Annotated in this window: 17 protein-coding genes; 13 read left to right on the forward strand and 4 right to left on the reverse strand. The window is 63.6% G+C overall.

Annotated elements, in window-relative coordinates; translation table 11 throughout:
- The first annotated feature begins 64 nt into the window (after window positions 1–64).
- Window positions 65–823: an SOS response-associated peptidase gene (locus tag NLY36_RS26560; protein WP_023698664.1), complete on the forward strand. Its 759-nt coding sequence runs from the start codon at window positions 65–67 to the stop codon at window positions 821–823.
- Window positions 824–961: 138 nt separating this feature from the next.
- On the opposite strand, the gene NLY36_RS26565 is transcribed toward NLY36_RS26560, so the two are convergent.
- Window positions 962–1,117, reverse strand: a complete 156-nt coding sequence (locus NLY36_RS26565; protein ID WP_023673568.1) for a hypothetical protein — start codon at window positions 1,115–1,117, stop codon at window positions 962–964.
- A 390-nt stretch (window positions 1,118–1,507) separates the two neighbouring features.
- Here NLY36_RS26565 and cysS point away from each other — a divergent pair, with 390 nt between their 5' ends.
- The 9 genes from cysS (at window position 1,508) to NLY36_RS26610 (ending at window position 9,549) form a co-directional block, all read left to right on the forward strand.
- Window positions 1,508–2,941, forward strand: coding sequence for a cysteine--tRNA ligase (cysS, locus tag NLY36_RS26570; RefSeq protein WP_023673570.1), 1,434 nt, complete (start codon window positions 1,508–1,510; stop codon window positions 2,939–2,941).
- Between the two features lie 283 nt (window positions 2,942–3,224).
- Window positions 3,225–3,629 carry an endonuclease domain-containing protein gene (locus NLY36_RS26575; protein WP_023698663.1) on the forward strand — a complete coding sequence of 135 codons (405 nt, stop codon included), beginning with the start codon at window positions 3,225–3,227 and terminating at the stop codon, window positions 3,627–3,629.
- A complete protein-coding gene (locus NLY36_RS26580; protein WP_023673572.1) occupies window positions 3,626–4,012 on the forward strand; it encodes a VOC family protein in 387 nt (128 codons plus the stop codon). Before NLY36_RS26575 ends, NLY36_RS26580 begins: the two co-directional genes overlap by 4 nt.
- A gap of 22 nt (window positions 4,013–4,034) precedes the next feature.
- Window positions 4,035–4,541, forward strand: coding sequence for a GFA family protein (locus NLY36_RS26585; RefSeq protein WP_023687308.1), 507 nt, complete (start codon window positions 4,035–4,037; stop codon window positions 4,539–4,541).
- The gene (locus NLY36_RS26590; protein ID WP_023687309.1) at window positions 4,538–5,014 is read left to right on the forward strand and encodes a GFA family protein; all 477 of its coding nucleotides are present in this window, start codon (window positions 4,538–4,540) and stop codon (window positions 5,012–5,014) included. Before NLY36_RS26585 ends, NLY36_RS26590 begins: the two co-directional genes overlap by 4 nt.
- 8 nt (window positions 5,015–5,022) lie before the next feature.
- Window positions 5,023–5,979 carry a prolyl aminopeptidase gene (gene pip, locus NLY36_RS26595; RefSeq protein ID WP_023735501.1) on the forward strand — a complete coding sequence of 319 codons (957 nt, stop codon included), beginning with the start codon at window positions 5,023–5,025 and terminating at the stop codon, window positions 5,977–5,979.
- Between the two features lie 187 nt (window positions 5,980–6,166).
- Window positions 6,167–7,783 (forward strand): citramalate synthase, encoded by a 1,617-nt coding sequence (gene cimA, locus NLY36_RS26600; protein ID WP_023684468.1) that lies wholly within the window; start codon window positions 6,167–6,169, stop codon window positions 7,781–7,783.
- A gap of 138 nt (window positions 7,784–7,921) precedes the next feature.
- The gene (gene rarD / locus NLY36_RS26605; RefSeq protein WP_023673577.1) at window positions 7,922–8,851 is read left to right on the forward strand and encodes an EamA family transporter RarD; all 930 of its coding nucleotides are present in this window, start codon (window positions 7,922–7,924) and stop codon (window positions 8,849–8,851) included.
- Window positions 8,852–8,862: 11 nt separating this feature from the next.
- A complete protein-coding gene (locus NLY36_RS26610) occupies window positions 8,863–9,549 on the forward strand; it encodes a glutathione S-transferase family protein (protein ID WP_023698660.1) in 687 nt (228 codons plus the stop codon).
- Between the two features lie 66 nt (window positions 9,550–9,615).
- Here NLY36_RS26610 and NLY36_RS26615 read toward each other — a convergent pair whose 3' ends face one another.
- The 3 genes from NLY36_RS26615 to NLY36_RS26625 form a co-directional block, all read right to left on the reverse strand.
- Window positions 9,616–10,608: a transporter gene (locus NLY36_RS26615; protein WP_023698659.1), complete on the reverse strand. Its 993-nt coding sequence runs from the start codon at window positions 10,606–10,608 to the stop codon at window positions 9,616–9,618.
- A gap of 158 nt (window positions 10,609–10,766) precedes the next feature.
- On the reverse strand, window positions 10,767–12,071 hold the full coding sequence (locus NLY36_RS26620; protein WP_023735500.1) for a sulfotransferase family protein: 1,305 nt from the start codon (window positions 12,069–12,071) through the stop codon (window positions 10,767–10,769).
- A gap of 382 nt (window positions 12,072–12,453) precedes the next feature.
- Window positions 12,454–13,065 (reverse strand): LOG family protein, encoded by a 612-nt coding sequence (locus NLY36_RS26625; RefSeq protein ID WP_023673582.1) that lies wholly within the window; start codon window positions 13,063–13,065, stop codon window positions 12,454–12,456.
- 125 nt (window positions 13,066–13,190) lie between these two features.
- Between NLY36_RS26625 and NLY36_RS26630 the strand changes: the two genes are divergently transcribed.
- The 3 genes from NLY36_RS26630 (at window position 13,191) to NLY36_RS26640 (ending at window position 17,346) form a co-directional block, all read left to right on the forward strand.
- Complete coding sequence (locus NLY36_RS26630) at window positions 13,191–14,876, forward strand: LysM peptidoglycan-binding domain-containing protein (RefSeq protein ID WP_286461570.1); 1,686 nt, start codon at window positions 13,191–13,193, stop codon at window positions 14,874–14,876.
- A 229-nt stretch (window positions 14,877–15,105) separates the two neighbouring features.
- The gene (locus NLY36_RS26635) at window positions 15,106–15,441 is read left to right on the forward strand and encodes an ArsR/SmtB family transcription factor (protein ID WP_023695613.1); all 336 of its coding nucleotides are present in this window, start codon (window positions 15,106–15,108) and stop codon (window positions 15,439–15,441) included.
- Window positions 15,442–15,465: 24 nt separating this feature from the next.
- On the forward strand, window positions 15,466–17,346 hold the full coding sequence (locus NLY36_RS26640; RefSeq protein WP_023695612.1) for an ABCB family ABC transporter ATP-binding protein/permease: 1,881 nt from the start codon (window positions 15,466–15,468) through the stop codon (window positions 17,344–17,346).
- Window positions 17,347–17,575: the final 229 nt, after the last annotated feature.

Below are 17,575 nucleotides of genomic sequence, written 5' to 3' on the forward strand. Positions count from 1 at the left end.
AGCGGTTGCGCAGCGCCGGTTCCATCGCCACGTTCGCGATCGGATCAATTCATCGAGCTTGCCAATGTGCGGACGCTTTGCCCTGACCGCGACGCCCGACCAGACCGCCGCCTTGCTCGGCCTGGCGGAGCTGGACGATTTTCCGGCCCGCTACAACATCGCGCCGACGCAGCCGGTGCTGATGGCGCTGTCGGGACCGCCGCGCATGCCGGGCTCGAATTTCCCGGATCGCCAGGCGATGCTGGTGCGCTGGGGGCTGATCCCCACCTGGGTCAAGGACACCAGGGAATTTCCGTTGCTCATCAACGCGCGTTCGGAAGGCGCTATTGAAAAAGCCTCGTTCAAAGCCGCCATGCGCCATCGCCGTGCCTTGGTGCCGGCCTCCGGCTTCTATGAGTGGCAGCAATCCGGCAGCGGCAAGAAGGGCCAGCCCTACTGGATACGGCCGAGGCATGGCGGGTTGATCGCCTTTGCCGGGCTGATTGAAACCTATGCCGAGCCGGGCGGTTCGGAAATGGACACCGGCGCCATTCTTACCATCAACGCCAATGCCGGCATCGCCCATATCCATGACCGGATGCCGGTGGTGATCGCGCCTGAAGATTTTGCCCGCTGGCTGGACTGCCGCACGCTCGAGCCGCGCGATGTGGCCGACCTGCTCAAACCCGCGCTGCCCGATTTCTTCGAGGCAATTCCGGTCTCCGACCTCGTCAACAAGGTCGCCAACACCGGGCCGGAGATACAGGACATGGGCATCGTCGAGCCCGGCAAGGTCAGGCGCCAGAAGCCCGGCGCGGACGACAGTCAGATGACGCTGTTTTAGAGCGCGCTCCCAAGAAGCCAGGTCCGGTCTTCGGGAAGAACCTGCTCAATAGGAAGAGCTGTTGTTTTCAGGCGCGCTATGGGCGCCTCAGCCTTCCGTTCCGGCGCACGCCTTGTCGGCGGCCGGCACGATGCCTGTTCAGGCAGCGCGGGGCGAAGTGATTTTCGGCGCCGGCTTTTTATTCTTCGCGGTATGGAGAAGGGCGGCGACGATCGCGGCCGGGCCGATCGCACGGTAGTGGTTGGCGAGCGCCGGTTGCTTGGCGCGGCTCGATTCCTGCTTGGTTCGTGACATCGATCTCTTCCCTGGTAACATTTCCGTGTCTGCGTTTGCCGGCCGAATCTGACCGAATCGTGACCTATGGTGGACTAGCCGGCGAATGTTTCATGACTGTGCCGACATGTTTAATAAAATGTTTCAGCGGCTCCTGACCTATGATCCAGCGACGCTTTTGCCGGAAGTTGCGACTTGACGGCAACACCGGCCAAGGCGATAAAGCCGCCGATGAAAACGTTTTCCGCCATTTGTGGCATTTGCATTATTGGCTAGCTTCGCGCTGGTCCGGACGTTTTCGCCTCATCTTTCCCCAGAGTGGACAAACGCCCCGGCCAGCAGGCTGGAGCCGATTTGTGCCTTGGCACAGGTTAGACTCCATCCAGAACTTAACGGGCCGGAAGGGCACGCATGTCTGACGCATCGAAGGGTCTCAGCCTCTACAACACGCTAACGCGGACGAAGGACGTGTTCCTCCCGATCGACCCGTCGAATGTGCGCATGTATGTCTGCGGCCCAACCGTCTACGACTTTGCCCACATCGGCAATGCGCGTCCGGCGATCGTCTTCGACGTGCTGTTCCGTTTGCTGCGTCACCTCTATGGCGAGGCTGGTGTCACGTATGTGCGCAACATCACAGATGTCGACGACAAGATAAACGCCCGCGCGCTGCGCGATTTCGGCGCCGAGATCGCGTCGGGAAGCCTGACGCTCAACGAGGCGATCCGCCGCGTCACCGAAAAAACCGCCGATCAGTACCACAAGGATGTCACCGCACTCGGCTGCTTGCCGCCCACGGTCGAGCCACGCGCCACCGAGTTCGTCGCGCGCCGCGCCGACGGCAAGGTTGACATGATCACCCTCATCGAACGTTTGATCGAACGCGGCCACGCCTATGTCGCCGCCGGCGAAGTGCTGTTCGACACCGCCTCGATGCCGGATTATGGCGAGCTGTCGAAGCGCAATCTCGACGAACAGCAGGCCGGTGCGCGAATTGCCGTCGACGCTCACAAGAGGAGCCCAGGGGATTTCGTGCTGTGGAAATTGTCGTCACCGGAGGAGCCCGGCTGGGACAGCCCATGGGGCAGGGGCCGGCCCGGTTGGCATATCGAGTGCTCGGCCATGTCGGCCGCCTATCTCGGCGACGTCTTCGACATCCATGGCGGCGGCCTCGACCTGATCTTCCCGCACCATGAGAACGAGATCGCCCAGTCGCGTTGCGCCCACGGCACCGACGTCATGGCCAATGTCTGGATGCACAACGGCTTCCTGCAGGTCGAGGGCCAGAAAATGTCGAAGAGCGTCGGCAATTTCTACGCCATCGCCGAACTGCTGGAAACCGACACTTTCGGCGGCCGCAAATGGCCGGGCGAGGTGCTGCGGCTGGCGATGCTGATGACGCATTACCGCGAGCCGATCGATTTTTCCGTACGCAAGCTGGAAGAGGCCGAGAATACGCTGCGCAAATGGAAGCGCGCCGCCGATCTCTCCCCGTCGGCAGGGCAAGTTCCGGCGGAGGTTGTGGCGGCGCTGTCTGACGACCTCGCCACCTATGCCGCCTTCCAGCAGCTCACGCAGCTTGCCGGTGAGGCCGCGGAGGGCAACGAAGCGGCCGCATCGCTGAAGGCATCGCTGTCGTTCCTCGGCTTCGATATCGGCGCGGCCAAGGTCGACGAGGCAGCGATCGCCAAGGCGATCGCCAAGCGCTTGGAACTGATCGCAGCGAAAAACTGGGCCGAGGCCGACCGCATCCGCGACGAGCTTCTGGAGCAAGGCGTGCAGCTGAAGGACGGCAAGGATCCTGTCACCAACGAACGCGTGACGACGTGGGAGGTGAAGCGGTGAGGGTGGCGCGAGACACCGTTGTAAGATTGGCGAAGGCGGCAGCGACAGCCAATCTCCCCCCTTGCGGGGGAGATGTCCGGCAGGACAGAGGGGGGTGCGAAGGAACGCCAGCGTTCCTTCTTGCCCACTTTCATTTCGGCCACTTTCTGAGAACGCAATGGCTGCCGGTTGAGACGCTGGCGGGACAGCACCCCCCTCTGTCCTGCCGGACATCTCCCCCGCAAGGGGGGAGATCAGCCCTCGCCTCGGTTTTCGCTAATCGCCAGCGCGGAGTGGCCTGAGCATGGGTCACGACCTCGTTCCATCGCGTCAGCGCAAGAATGCAAAGTCCATGCGTCGCGTCATGACCGATGCCGAGCTGAAACTGTGGAATGAGTTGCGGGCTCACCGGCTGATGGGGATAAGCTTTCGCCGACAGGTACCGATTGGACCCTACATTGTCGACTTCGCCTGTTCGGCCCACCACCTCGTAGTCGAGATTGATGGCAGTCAGCATGCCGACGTAGAAGATGCAGAACGCGACAAGGCACGCAGCGCTCAATTGAGTGCCAGTGGCTGGACCATCCTGCGCTTCTGGAACGACGACGTCATCCGCGATATCGACAATGCCTGCCAGCACATCGTCATCGGGGCCGGCTTGGCCGGCGCCGACGTGCCGGCGCCAGCAAGGGAGGAGCTTGTTTCATGATCGACCATCTCGGCATCAATGTCGCCGACTTCGACGCGTCGAAAGCCTTTTATGACCAGGCGATAGCGCCGCTTGGCGCCTCGCTGATCTACATGGTGCCACTGGAATATACCGGCGGCGCCAAGGTCGGTGGCTATGGCCGCGACCGGCCGGTGTTCTGGCTGCAGGCCAGCGATGACAAGCCGAGGACCCATCAGCACGTCGCCTTCACCGCGCGCAGCCGCGCCGAGGTCGACGCCTTCCATGCCGCGGCGCTCGCCGCCGGCGGCAAGGACAATGGCGGGCCGGGGCTGCGCCCGCATTATCACCCGGACTATTACGGCGCCTTCGTCTTGGATCCCGACGGCAACAATGTCGAGGCCGTCTGCCATGCGCCCGAATGACTATGAAACGGAGTGAGACGCCATGAGCCTCGACAACCGGCCGATCTACACCGGTGGCTGCCAGTGCGGCGCGGTGCGCTTTCGCGTCGAGGGTGCGCTGGGTGACGCCTCGATCTGCCATTGCCGCATGTGCCAGAAGGCGTTCGGCTCATTTTACGCGCCCCTGGTCTCGGTGCGTGGCGCCAAACTCGACTGGACGCGCGGCGAACCGAAATATTTCGCCTCGTCCAGCCATGTCGATCGCGGCTTTTGCGCCAATTGCGGCACGCCGCTGACCTTTACCGCGCCCGACGGCATCGGCCTCGCCATCGGCGCCTTCGACAATCCGGCTGATATCGTGCCGCTGATCCAGTGGGGCACGGAGGCAAAACTTCCCTATGTCGATACCATCCCGCAATTGCCGGGCGAGGACACTATGGCCGACATGTCGTCGGCGCCTTATCTCGCCGAGCTCGTCTCCTACCAGCATCCCGACCATGACACCGAACAATGGGACACCGAACACCGGCCGCCAGAGGGAAAATCATGACCGATGAAGTTCGAACCGGCGGCTGCCAGTGCGGTGCCGTGCGTTTCCGCATCAAGGGCAAGCTCGGCCGGGCGTCCATCTGCCATTGCCGCATGTGCCAGAAACAGTTCGGTTCGTTTTTCGGCGCGCTGGTGACAGTGCCCAAGGATGGCGTCGAATGGATGCGCGAAGAGCCCACCTATTTCCAGTCGTCGGTCAACATCGATCGCGGCTTCTGTGCCCGCTGCGGTACACCGCTGACCTATCGCCAACCTGGCGCACTGGAGATCGCCATCGGCGCCTTCGACGACCGCTCCGATCTGGCGCCGCAGATCCAGGTCAACTACGCGGTCCGATTGCCTTGGGTGGAAACGATCTTTGACCAGCCCATGCATCAGGATCCGGATTTCTACTCCCGCCAGGAGCAGATCATCTCCTTCCAGCATCCCGACCACGAAACCACGGACTGGCCCGCGCACGGCCTGAAGATATGAGCAATGAAATGAACAGTGAACTTCGTACTCTTTATCCAGAGATCGAGGCGTACGAGTCCGGCATGCTCGATGTCGGCGACGGCCATCATATCTACTGGGAGCGCTCCGGAACCAGGGGCGCCAAGCCGGCCGTTTTCCTGCATGGCGGTCCCGGCGGCGGCTTCTCGCCAAAACATCGGCAATTGTTCGACCCGAAGCTTTACGACGTCATCCTGTTCGACCAGCGCGGCTGCGGGAAATCGACACCCAACGCCTCGCTCGAGGCCAACACCACCTGGCACCTGGTTGCCGACATCGAGCGGCTGCGTGAGATGTGCGGCTTCGAAAAATGGCTGGTGTTCGGCGGCTCGTGGGGCTCGACGCTGGCGCTGGCCTATGCCGAGACGCATCCTAATCGCGTCAGCGAGCTTGTCGTGCGCGGCATCTACACGCTGACCCGCGCCGAACTCGAATGGTACTATCAGTTCGGCGTCTCCGAGATGTTCCCCGACAAATGGGAGCGTTTCCTGGCGCCAATTCCTGAGGCCGAGCGCGGCGACATGATGGCCGCTTACCGCAGGCGGTTGGTCGGCGCCGATGGCAAGGCGCAGCTGGAAGCCGCCCTTGCCTGGAGCCTGTGGGAAGGTGAGACGATCACGCTGCTACCGGAGCCGGAGACCAGCGACAAGTTCGGCGAGGACGACTTCGCCATCGCCTTTGCCCGCATCGAGAACCACTATTTCGTCCACGCCGGCTGGCTGGAGGAGGGGCAGCTTCTGCGCGATGCCCATAAGCTCGCGGATATTCCCGGCACAATCGTCCACGGCCGCTACGACATGCCGTGCCCGGCGCGCTATGCCTGGGCCCTGCACAAGGCCTGGCCGAAGGCGGATTTCCACCTCATCGAAGGCGCCGGCCATTCCTATTCGGAGCCGGGGATTCTGGATCGGCTGATACGCGCGACGGATGGGTTTGCGGGGAAATGACAGCGCGTGGCACCCCCCTCTGTCCTGCCGGACATCTCCCCCTCAAGGGGGGAGATTGGCTGTCATCGGCGCTTTCGCAAATCTTCATCGCTGCAGGAAACGAACCGACGCTAAAGCTGCCGATCTTCCCCCTTGAGGGGGAGATGGCCGGCAGGCCAGAGGGGGGTGCTCGCGCGCCAACAGAACAATGACCAAACAACGCCTCTATCTCTTCGACACAACCCTCCGCGATGGCCAGCAGACGCCGGGCATCGACTTTTCCGTCGAGGACAAGATCGCGATTGCCAAGCTGCTCGATGAGTTCGGCATGGACTATGTCGAAGGCGGCTATCCCGGCGCCAATCCGACCGACACCGCCTTCTTCCAGCAGAAGCGCACGGCGAAGGCAAAGTTCGTCGCCTTCGGCATGACCAAGCGGGCAGGCGTGTCGGCATCCAACGACCCGGGCCTGGCAGCGCTCGTGCAGTCCAAGTCCGACGCCATCTGCTTCGTCGCCAAGAGCTGGGACTATCATGTCCGCGTCGCGCTCGGCTGCACCAATGAGGAAAACCTCGACTCGATCAACGCGTCGGTCGAAGCAGCTGTTGCCGCCGGCAAGGAAGCGATGGTCGATTGCGAGCATTTCTTCGACGGCTTCAAGGCCAATCCGGACTACGCACTGGCCTGCGCCAGGACCGCCTATGATGCCGGCGCGCGCTGGGTGGTGTTGTGCGACACCAATGGTGGCACGCAGCCCTCGGAAGTGCGCGCCATCGTCGACAAGGTCATTGTTTCAGGTATTCCGGGCGGCCATCTCGGCATCCATGCCCATGACGACACCGGCCAAGCGGTGGCCAATTCGCTCGCCGCCGTCGAGGCCGGCGTGCGCCAGATCCAAGGCACGCTGAACGGCATCGGCGAGCGCTGCGGCAACGCCAATCTGGTCTCGATCGTACCGACGCTGGCGCTGAAGCCGGCCTTCGCCGATCGGTTTGAAACCGGCATCTCGGCCGAGGCGCTGACCGGGATATCCCGGCTTTCCCGCGCCTTCGACGAATTGCTGAACCGTGCTCCGGAAGCGCAGGCGCCCTATGTTGGCGCCTCGGCCTTCGCCACCAAGGCCGGCATCCATGCCTCCGCACTGGCCAAGGAGCCGGCGACCTATGAACATGTGCCGCCCGAGGCGGTAGGCAACCGCCGCCGCGTTATGGTTTCGGACCAGGGCGGCAAGGCCAATTTCCTCGCCGAGCTGAAGCGGCGCGGCATCGATGTGCCCAGAGACGACCATCGTCTCGATGCGCTGATCTCGGTGGTCAAGGAGCGCGAGGCCGAGGGCTACGCCTATGAGGGCGCCGATGCCTCCTTCGAGCTGTTGGCGCGCAAAATGCTGCACGGCCTGCCGGAGTTCTTCAACGTCACTTCGTTCCGCTGCATGGTCGAGCGCCGCTTCGATGCCAACGGCCAGTTGAAGACGGTCTCCGAAGCCATCGTCAAGGTGATGGTCGAGGGCGAGGAGAAGATGTCGGTGGCCGAAGGCCACGGCCCGGTCAACGCGCTCGACATCGCGTTGCGCAAGGACCTCGGCAAATTCCAGAGCGAGATCGCCGACATGGAGCTCGCCGATTTCAAGGTGCGTATCCTCAATGGCGGCACCGAGGCGATCACTCGCGTCCTGATCGAATCGCATGACGGCACCGGCGCACGCTGGTGGACGGTCGGCGTGTCGGAAAACATAATCGACGCCTCTTTCCAGGCGCTGATGGATTCGATCGTCTACAAGCTGATGAAGAACCGCGACATGGCGGGATTGGTGGCGGCGGAGTAGGGTTGCAAGACGTGGGTTTCCTCGCCCCCGAAGTGGGGCGAGGAACTTGCGCCGCCCCTTGAGCCATCAGCGGAAGTCCATTGATCCATCATAATTTTGCGATGGTTTTGGATGGCCCACTGGGCCATAGCGGTTGCCATGGCCAGCGACACGATCCAGCCCGACGCCGACTCCAAAGCCCGCAGCGGCTTTCTCCTCGCGCTCGGCGCTTATCTGCTATGGGGCCTGTTGCCCTTCTACATGAAGGCGGTTGCGCATCTGCCGCTGATCGAGGTGATCGCCCACCGCATCGTCTGGTCGGTGCCGATTGCCGCCGCGGTGCTGGTCTGGGCCGGTCGGACCGCCGATTTCAAGGCGGCAATCCGCTCACCACGCAGCATCGCCATGGCGGCGTTGACGGCGACCCTGATCTCCGTCAATTGGGCCATCTATGTCTGGGCGATCTCGGTCGACCGCACCGTCGAGACGGCGCTCGGATACTACATCAACCCATTAGTTAGCATCGTCGTCGGCGCGTTGTTGCTCGGCGAGAAGCTCGACCGGCTGCAGATCGCGGCCGTGTTGCTGGCGGCGGTCGCAGTTGCCGTTCTGACCGTCGATGCCGGCAAATTGCCTTGGGTGTCGCTGGCGCTGGCCTTTTCCTTCGCTGCCTATGGGTTCTTCCGCAAGACGTTGCCGATCGGCCCGAGCCAGGGCTTTCTGCTCGAAGTGCTTTTGCTGTCGGTGCCGGCGCTTGCCTACATCGTCTTCCTGGTCGTCAACGGCCAGGACCATTTCATCTCCAGCAACGGCACCGATATGGCTTTGCTCATCGGCTGCGGCCCAGTCACCTCGGTGCCGCTGCTGCTGTTCGCCTTCGGCGCCAAGCTTCTGCGCCTCTCCACCATCGGCATCATGCAGTACATCGCACCGACCATGGTGTTCCTGATCGCCGTGCTGATTTTCGACGAGCCGTTCGGCACCACGCAAGCAATTGCCTTCGCGCTGATCTGGGCGGCATTGGCGATGTATTCCTGGTCGATGTTTCGTGGCCGTGAAATCCGCCCGGTGGCGTTGGCCCCGAAGTAGGGAGCCTTTCGATGTACGTGCTGCATATCGCCAACAAGAACTATTCGTCATGGTCGCTGCGGCCATGGGTGCTGATGCGCACCCTCGACATTCCGTTCGAGGAGCAATTGACGCCGTTTCCGACCGGGCCCAGTTTCGATCTCTACCGGGCGTTCTCGCCCAGCGGGCGCGTGCCTTGCCTGGTCGATGACGGCTGGGCCGTCTGGGATTCGCTCGCTATTGCCGAGTATCTCGCCGAGCGCCACCATGGTGTGTGGCCTGCCGAGGCCAAGGCGCGAGCCTGGGCGCGCTCGGCCGCCGCCGAAATGCATTCTGGTTTCACGGCCTTGCGCGGCGCATGCCCGATGAATTGCGGCTTGCGGGTGAAACCGTTGCCGATGTCGGACGCGCTGAAGCAGGATCTGTTCCGTTTGGGCGATCTCTGGAACGATGGCCTTGCCCTGTTCGGCGGGCCGTTCCTTGCCGGCGGCCATTTTACCGCCGTCGACGCCTTCTTTGCTCCGGTGGCGTTCCGTGTGCTATCCTATGGGCTGTCTTTCGAAGGGGCAGCTGCAGCCTATCCCCCGCAATTGCTTGGCCTGCCGGCCATGCATGAATGGTATGCGGCGGGTCTCGCCGAGACCTGGCGGGAGCCGGACCATGAGGCGGAGGTCGCTGCCGCCGGCACCATCGTCGAGGATCTTCGCGCTACGGCGTGATGGGCATTCCAGGAAAAGCGCGTCGCGTTCCCTTGGGAATTGCGTGAAAACAAAGGGGTCGGGGCGTTACGTCCGCCCGAGCCGCCTTACGAACATGTAGGTCGCCGCGGCGATCACGATCGAAACCGCCGAGACCACCCAGAAGCCCATCGGCGTATTGACCATGGGCAGGCCACCGACATTCATGCCGAACAGGCCTGATATGATGGTCATCGGCAATAGCACCGCCGTCATCACCGACAGCACATAGAGCAGCTGGTTGGACTGCATTGTCAGCTTGGCCATCAACTCGTCCTGCAGCAACCTTGCGCGTGCCTGCAACTGCTCGCCGTCGTGATAGAGCGTGTGTGCCCGGTGCGAGAGCCTTGTCGCCATGTCATTGATCCGATCGGGCAGCTCATTGCGATGCGAATGGTCGAGATGGCGAAAAAGGTTTGTGAGCGTCGCCATCTGCCGGTGGATGACCACCAGTTGACGGCGCGCCTCGACCAGCGACTGCCGCTCGCCGTGCCAGGCATCGCGCACGATACGGTCCTCGATGCCGTCCAGCGTATCGCCAAGACCGTGGAGCTCGGCCGCCATGCCGTCGAGCGACTGGCCCATGACCGCTTCGACCAGGTCGGCGGGGGAGCGGAATTTGCGCGAGCCGCTCTCCACCGCCTTGCGGATGAGATCGACCGATTCCAGTGGCTGCTTGCGCGCGCCGATCAGCGTCTTGTCGTTGAGCGCAAAACGGAAATGGCCGAGCCCGCGCGCTTCCGCCGAATAGTCGTGGCGCAGATCCGGCAGGTCGCCATAAAGCCAGGCATCCTCGAGATCGATGTGGCAACCCTGGCTGGCGCCGAGGAAAGCTTCGCGCACCGGCCCGGGCAGAGCCTGCTCGGCGGCGATCTCATGACGGGCGCGCAGGTCGGACAGCTGGTAGCTGCGCCATGTCCATGCAGCCTCGGCCGCGTCCTTGGTGCGCAGGCCCTCGGCGGTGAAATGGTAGATGAAGAACAGCCCGTGCTCGTCGGGCAGGTAAGGCGACAGGCCTTCCGCGTTGAGAGCAATGTTCACGGCTCGCCTCGCCAAGAAATTTCGACCAGGTTCAGATTTCGACTATGCCGACGCGCGGATGCCGACCCGTCCTTCGTAACACGAGGGAGGCGGGTTCCGTGTGACGGTTTCTTGACAGGCGATCACAGTTTGTCGAGCAGCGTTTAGAGTGTTTGCTGCTATCGCCGACGAATGGAGCTCACCCATCGCAACGGTCCGGTCAATCGCCATCTGCGTGACGCAAGCGCCGCATCGCGCTCCGCCACCAGGTCGTCTCGGATCCTGGCCAGCGCGCTACGCTCGGCTACGAGGCCGTCTTGGCCCAGGGCGAGCGCGTCACGCTCCGCCATGAAGCTGTCTCGGGCTTGGATGAGGTCCTGCTGGGCGTGAGCAAGCGCATCACGCTCCGCCATGAAGCTGTCTCGGGCTTGGATGAGGTCCTGCTGGGCGTGAGCGAGCGCGTCACGCTCCGCCATGAAGCTGTCTCGGTCTCGGATGAGGGCCTGTTGGGCGTCAGCGAGGGCGTCACGCTCGACGATGCCCTTTCCCAGTTCGCCGTGTAGCCGTTTAGCGGCCAGGTTCCCTGCGGCAACGGCCTTGCCAACCACATCGCAGCTCTCATCGAACGTCGCCCGCACCCTGTCGAGCTGGTCGCGCAAGTCCTGGCTGTCGCCTTCAGACGCCATACTGCGCAAAATGGCATAGGCACTGCGGACTAACGGCGTGGCATCCGGATGGTTTTGCAGATCAGCGACCGAGGCCCGCTGATGATGCAGATCCTTGTCCAGGAACTCGGCGATTGCGGCGTCGGCGTGATCGGACGTGACAGGCCAGACGATTCCGGTCTCCCTGGCCGCGCGGTCCATCTGATGTCGCCAGTCGCTCAACAGGTCTTCGTGGCGCAGGATACAGCGCGGCATGTGTCGCGAATGATGCTCCGCTTCGAGCACGTGCCTGAGCCACAGCATGAACGCTGTCGGCAGTTCCATTTGATCCCGTTCCTGCAGCGAACAGGCGACTTCGAGCGGGTTGCGGACAGGCAGAAATGCGATCGGGTCAATCCTGAGATCGGCCAGGATCGAGGCTATGAAGGGGAGGAACCGGCAGATCCGCGGATCCTTGACGAAAAACAGGGGGGCATCGCCGAACTCGCTGGCAATGATCGCCGTCATCATGGGCCGAAATCGCTCGGCTGCCGGCGACTGCAGCCACTGCCGATCTAGCGGCAGCCAATCTTGCCAGGAGGAGGCGGCCGCCGTGAGCAGGTGGTCGTCGGCGATGGTGAGTGGGGTACTTTCCCAATGTCCCTTGGGATTGTGGAGGCTCCCGGGCAGCAGATGTTTCGGCGGCGTGGCTCCATGCGCGGCGACGAGGGCGCCGAGCGCCGAGGTGCCGCTGCGGTGCATTCCGAGGACCAGGATCGCCGTCCTTGGTTCCGACGCGATCTCGCCCTTCGCGGCCGTCAATCGCTCGCGCGGATTCATCTCCCGTTTGTCTCGCTCTCCAAATTTCCGTTCCCGCCCAATGTTCTCCGATAACCAAGTGCGAAGCGGGCTGCAAATGGAAATCGTCGCCAACGTGCTTACATTGCGCACAAGACGGAGCTCAAGAAAAGCTGGACAGATCGAAGTCAGCTGCCCCAACGCTACAGATCCTTGCCAAGCAGATGCAGTCGATCAGTGGCTTCGCATTGGACTTCTGCTTCTGGGCCAGGCTGGCCTTGTTGCTGTCGCCGTCCAGGTGTTGCCCAGTGTTTCGTAGCCGGCAGCCTTGAGCGCCAGCACGACGCGGCGCAGTTGGTGCGCCAGGCCGACGACACCAACCGGGCTCAATTCCTGGCCGCCTGCGCCAAGGCCGGCTTCGTCCTCACATCTTGTCAATTACAGACTGCACGCCTTCCGTCGGCGCATCGACCGACGACCCCGCCACCATGATGGCGGCGACGATGGCCTCGGGGTCTTCGACCACCAGCGGCTTGACCCGTTGCGCGGTGTGGATGAAGCCTTCGCTGGCCATATGGTCGAGCAGCGCCAGCATCGGATCCCAGAATCCTTGAACGTTGGCGAAGACGATCGGCTTGCGGTGATGGCCGAGCTGGCCCCAGGTCATGATCTCGACGATTTCCTCGACCGTGCCGATGCCGCCGGGCAGCGCCACAAAGGCGTCGGATTTCTCGAACATCTTGTGCTTGCGCTCGTGCATGTTGTCGGTGATCAGCAACTCGTCGAGCCGGTCAAGCGCGGTTTCGGTCGCCTCCTTATTGATGAGGAAGCGCGGAATGATGCCCGTTACCTTGCCGCCGGCCTTGAGCGCGCCTTCGGCGACTGCGCCCATAATGCCTTTGGTGCCGCCGCCATAGACCAGCCGCAGGCCGGCTTTGGCGAGCGAGCGGCCAAGCAGGTGCCCGGCCTTGGCATAGATTTCATCGCGGCCCGGAGACGAGCCGCAATAGACGCAGACGGATCGAATCGTGTTCATTCGTGATTGGTGATTGGGTCTGAATGCGGGGTCAAGCCCCAAGGGCTGACAAGCCCGGGCTTTTTCTTGTCGGTGCCGGCAAAACACGCTAGACCGGCTTCAGGTGGCTAAGGGGTAGGGGAAATATGGCTGTTAATCCATTGAAGGCGTTTCTGTTCGCGGCCGGTGGGACCGTCGCGGTCGTCGGAACCGCCTATGTATCGGGCGCACTCGACCCGTATCTGAATCCCACGCCGCCTGCGGCGATTGCATCGCTGACGCCGCCGGCTGAAAAGCTGGCCGATCCGGGGACCGAGGGAAGGCTGCCGCCGGCGCCCGCCGCGCCCACCGATGCCAAGGCTCCCGCAGCACCCGCGCCTGCCGACGCAACGGCTCCCGCGACCGAAGCTGCGGCTCCGGCGGCACCTGCCGCGCCCGCTGCTGCCCCAACAACCCCAGCGCCGGCCGCGGCCGGCCCGGTTGCGCCGAGCTTCGACGTCGTGCGCGTCGAAAGCAACGGCTCGATCGTCGTTGCCGGCAATGCTGCGCCCAATTCGAAGATCGAGATCCTCAACGGCTCCTCGGTGCTTGGCTCGACTGTCGCCGGTCCGGACGGCGCCTTCGTCATCGTTCTCGACGATCCGCTGAAGCCCGGCGACTATACGATTGCGCTGCGCGCGACGGCCGGCGATGTGGTTACCCCTTCCGTGCAGACCGCCGTCGTTTCGGTTCCCAAGGACGCCGCCGGCCAGGTGCTGGCGATGGTCGAGGAACCCGGCAAGCCGGCCGAGCTGCTTAGCGTCCCGGCGCCTGAGACCAAGCCCGCGGCACCGGCCGCCGGCGATCAGGCCGCTGCCCCAGCCGCTGAGGCGCCTGCTACGGCTGCGCCTGCCGTGGCCGCTGAAACAGCACCTGCTGCTCCGGCTGTGGAAGCCGCAACTGCCCCTGCAGCGCCAGCAGTACCTGCAGCGCCGCCGGCGGCAGGCGTGGCTGCACCCAAGATCGTCGTCGAGGCGGTCGAGATCGACGGCAACAAGATCTTCGTCGCCGGTCTGGCTGACGCCGGCCGCAAGGTGCGCGCCTATGCCAACGATATCCTGCTTGGTGATGCGGTGACCTCGCCCGACGGTCATTTCCTGGTCGAGGCGACGCGCGACATCCCGGTCGGCAGCTACACCATCCATGTCGACGGTCTCGACGCCGACGGCGTGAAGGTCGTGGCGCGCGCCGCCGTGCCGTTCGAGCGCGAACCCGGCGAAGCGATCGCCGCCGTGGCGCCCGCGGAGGCCAAGCCCACCGAGACCAAGCCCGCCGAAGCAAAGCCTGCTGAGCCGGCCGCACCGGCTGCTGCCGAAGCACCGGCCGCTCCGAAGCCTGCGGCGCCAGCCACTATCGCGGCTGCCCCTGCGAAGCCCGCACCAGCTGCTGCCGCATCCGCACCAGCCGCACCGGCGGCTGAAGCGCCGGCTCCGGCTGCCCCGGCGGTTGCCGGGGCACCTGCGGCACCGGCAGCGCCTGCCGCTGAGGTTCCAGCCGTCGTCGCGGCGGCAACGCCCGATGTGCCAGAGACGGTGGCGCCAAAGCTTGAACATGCCGACGGCGCGGTGATCATCCGCAGGCACGACACGCTGTGGCGGATCTCACGGCGCGTCTACGGTCACGGCGTGCGCTTCTCGACCATCTATCTCGCCAACCAGGACCAGATCAGCGATCCCGACCGCATCTGGCCGGGGCAGGTGTTCAAGGTTCCGGAAAAGTCCAAGGAAGGCGAAGCCGCCGACCTCAAGGCGATGGGCGAGCAGGTGACAACGGCGCCGGTGAAGACGCAGTAGCGGCCGAGCGCTTGATCTCCCCCCTTGAGGGGGAGATGGCCGGCAGGCCAGAGGGGGTCGCCGCGCATAGAACGCCGACCTTCTCTTTGCTGCAAACGACGTTGCGTCAGGACGTACCGACCCCCTCCGTCGCCTTCGGCGACATCTCCCCTCGAGGGGGGAGATTAGGTCGCTCTACCCATCGGGTTAGCTTGCCACGCACCCGTTCATCGTCTATCGCCGATGAACGATGGCAGACTCGCTCGCTGAACCAGACCACGCAAACTGCGCACCGCCCCAAAGCCGCGCCGTTGCCGCTTGCTTCGCCGCACTCTCGCACCCGGCGCGCATCGAGATCCTTAGACATCTGTCGGCCAGCCGCTCCTGCTGCTGCCGTGAGGTTGTCGACCATCTCGACCTCGCGCAGTCGACGGTCTCCCAGCATCTGAAAATCCTGGTCGAAGCAGGCTTGGTCCGCTTCGAGCCCGACCGCCAGCGCTCGCGCTATCAACTCGACCGCGCCGCGCTCGCCGACGTTTCCGCATCGCTGACCGCACTCGTCAATTCCTGCTGCTCCGGCCGCTGATTTCTCACCCAAAAGGCAAGACAAGTGGCAGAAAAAACCGTTTCCGATAGCTCGACCTTCAGCACCTTGCGCAATCTGTGGCCCTATATGTGGCCGGCCGACCGCGCCGATCTCAGGGCACGCGTCACTTGGGCAACGCTGCTTCTGGTCGTTGCCAAGCTGACACTGGTTGCCGGGCCGTACTTCTTCAAATGGGCGACCGATTCTCTGGCCGGTGACGCCAAATCGCCGCCGCCGCTGCCGTCCTTCCTGCTGGCGCCGGTGATGCTGGTCGTCGCCTACAATGTCGTGCGGCTGGTGCAACTCGGCTTCAACCAGCTGCGCGATGCGCTGTTTGCCCGCGTTGGCCAATATGCGGTGCGCCAGCTCGCGTTCCGCACCTTCGTTCACATGCACCAGCTGTCGCTGCGCTTTCACCTCGAGCGCCGCACCGGCGGCCTGTCGCGCATCATAGAGCGCGGCACCAAGGGCATCGAGACGATCGTGCGCTTCATCATGCTGAACACGGCGCCGACCATCCTCGAATTCGCGCTGACCACCGGCATCTTCGCCTACACCTATGGCTGGAAATATGTGGTCGTGGTGGCGGCCACGGTGTGGCTCTACGTCTGGTTCACGGTTCGCGCCAGCGACTGGCGCATTTCGATCCGCCGCGACATGAACGACAGCGACACCGACGCCAACACCAAGGCGATCGACTCGCTGCTCAACTACGAGACGGTCAAATACTTCAACAACGAGGGTATGGAGGCTGAGCGCTTCGACCGTTCGATGGCGCGCTATGAAATGGCGGCGACCAGAATATGGACCTCGCTCGGTTGGCTGAATTTCGGCCAGGGCATCATCTTCGGTCTCGGCACCGTCATCGTCATGTGCATGTCGGCGCTGGAGGTGCAGGCCGGCACGCAGACGGTCGGCGATTTCGTCTTCATCAACGCCATGCTGATGCAGCTTGCGGTGCCGCTCAATTTCATCGGCTTCATCTACCGCGAAATCCGCCAGGGGCTGACCGACATCGAGCAAATGTTCGATCTGCTCGATGTGCCGCAGGAAATCACCGACAAGCCCGATGCCAAGCCACTGGCTGTTACAGCCGGCAAGGTCGAGTTCCGCGACGTGCACTTCGCCTACGACCCCAGCCGCAAGATTCTGAAGGGCGTCTCCTTCGAGGTTCCGGCCGGCAAGACGGTGGCCATTGTCGGTCCGTCCGGCGCCGGCAAGTCGACGATTTCGCGGCTCTTGTTCCGATTCTACGACGTCCAGGGCGGTCAGGTGCTGATCGACGGCCAGGATGTCCGTGATGTGACGCAGGCGAGCCTGCGCGGCGCCATCGGCATGGTGCCGCAGGACACCGTGCTGTTCAACGACACCATCGCCTATAACATCCGTTACGGCCGCATCGGCGCCAGCGAGGAAGACATGCAGAAAGCCGCCGAGCTTGCCCAGATCGGCCCGTTCATCGAACGACTGCCCGAAGGCTACCGCTCGATGGTCGGCGAGCGCGGGCTAAAACTGTCGGGCGGCGAAAAGCAGCGCGTGGCGATCGCCCGCACCATCCTGAAGGCGCCGCCGATCCTGATGCTCGACGAGGCGACCTCGGCGCTGGACAGCCACACCGAACAGGAGATCCAGGCCGCCCTCGACCTGGTCAGCAAGGGCCGCACCACCATCGTCATTGCGCATAGGTTGTCGACGGTGATCACCGCCGACGAGATCATCGTGCTCAAGGACGGCGAGATCGCCGAGCGCGGCACCCATGCCGAGCTGATGCAAAAGCATGGCCTCTACGCGTCGATGTGGGACCGCCAGCGCGAAGCGACAGAAGCCGAAGAGAGGCTTCGAGTTGCACGCGAGAGCGATGAGCTGGGTGTGGTTGTGCGCAGGCGGACTTCGGAGGTGAGCTAGGCGGCGGAGCGCCGATCTCCCCCCCTTGGGGGGAGATGTCGCCGAAGGCGACAGAAGGGGTCGCCGCGCGTGGAGCGCTAACCTTCATCGGTCGCAAGGGGGGCGCATCCAGTCGAACCGACCCCCTCTGGCCTGCCGGCCATCTCCCCCTCAAGGGGGGAGATATGCAGCGTCGTCGCCATCATCACCACCGAAAATTTCCCCTTGACCTCAACCTAAGTTGAGATCG

This window comes from Mesorhizobium sp. C399B (assembly GCF_030323185.1).
In the GTDB taxonomy this organism is placed as follows: Bacteria; Pseudomonadota; Alphaproteobacteria; order Rhizobiales; family Rhizobiaceae; genus Mesorhizobium.

Bases quoted from the DNA above. Each gene is read 5' to 3' on its own strand.
- NLY36_RS26560 (WP_023698664.1), top strand. From the start codon at position 65: ATGTGCGGACGCTTTGCCCTGACCGCGACGCCCGACCAGACCGCCGCC.
- NLY36_RS26620 (WP_023735500.1), bottom strand. From the start codon at position 12,071: ATGAATCCGCGCGAGCGATTGACGGCCGCGAAGGGCGAGATCGCGTCG.
- NLY36_RS26590 (WP_023687309.1), top strand. From the start codon at position 4,538: ATGACCGATGAAGTTCGAACCGGCGGCTGCCAGTGCGGTGCCGTGCGT.
- cysS (WP_023673570.1), top strand. From the start codon at position 1,508: ATGTCTGACGCATCGAAGGGTCTCAGCCTCTACAACACGCTAACGCGG.
- pip (WP_023735501.1), top strand. From the start codon at position 5,023: ATGAACAGTGAACTTCGTACTCTTTATCCAGAGATCGAGGCGTACGAG.
- NLY36_RS26580 (WP_023673572.1), top strand. From the start codon at position 3,626: ATGATCGACCATCTCGGCATCAATGTCGCCGACTTCGACGCGTCGAAA.
- NLY36_RS26610 (WP_023698660.1), top strand. From the start codon at position 8,863: ATGTACGTGCTGCATATCGCCAACAAGAACTATTCGTCATGGTCGCTG.
- NLY36_RS26630 (WP_286461570.1), top strand. From the start codon at position 13,191: ATGGCTGTTAATCCATTGAAGGCGTTTCTGTTCGCGGCCGGTGGGACC.
- NLY36_RS26565 (WP_023673568.1), bottom strand. From the start codon at position 1,117: ATGTCACGAACCAAGCAGGAATCGAGCCGCGCCAAGCAACCGGCGCTC.
- NLY36_RS26625 (WP_023673582.1), bottom strand. From the start codon at position 13,065: ATGAACACGATTCGATCCGTCTGCGTCTATTGCGGCTCGTCTCCGGGC.
- NLY36_RS26635 (WP_023695613.1), top strand. From the start codon at position 15,106: ATGGCAGACTCGCTCGCTGAACCAGACCACGCAAACTGCGCACCGCCC.
- rarD (WP_023673577.1), top strand. From the start codon at position 7,922: ATGGCCAGCGACACGATCCAGCCCGACGCCGACTCCAAAGCCCGCAGC.
- cimA (WP_023684468.1), top strand. From the start codon at position 6,167: ATGACCAAACAACGCCTCTATCTCTTCGACACAACCCTCCGCGATGGC.
- NLY36_RS26575 (WP_023698663.1), top strand. From the start codon at position 3,225: ATGGGTCACGACCTCGTTCCATCGCGTCAGCGCAAGAATGCAAAGTCC.
- NLY36_RS26585 (WP_023687308.1), top strand. From the start codon at position 4,035: ATGAGCCTCGACAACCGGCCGATCTACACCGGTGGCTGCCAGTGCGGC.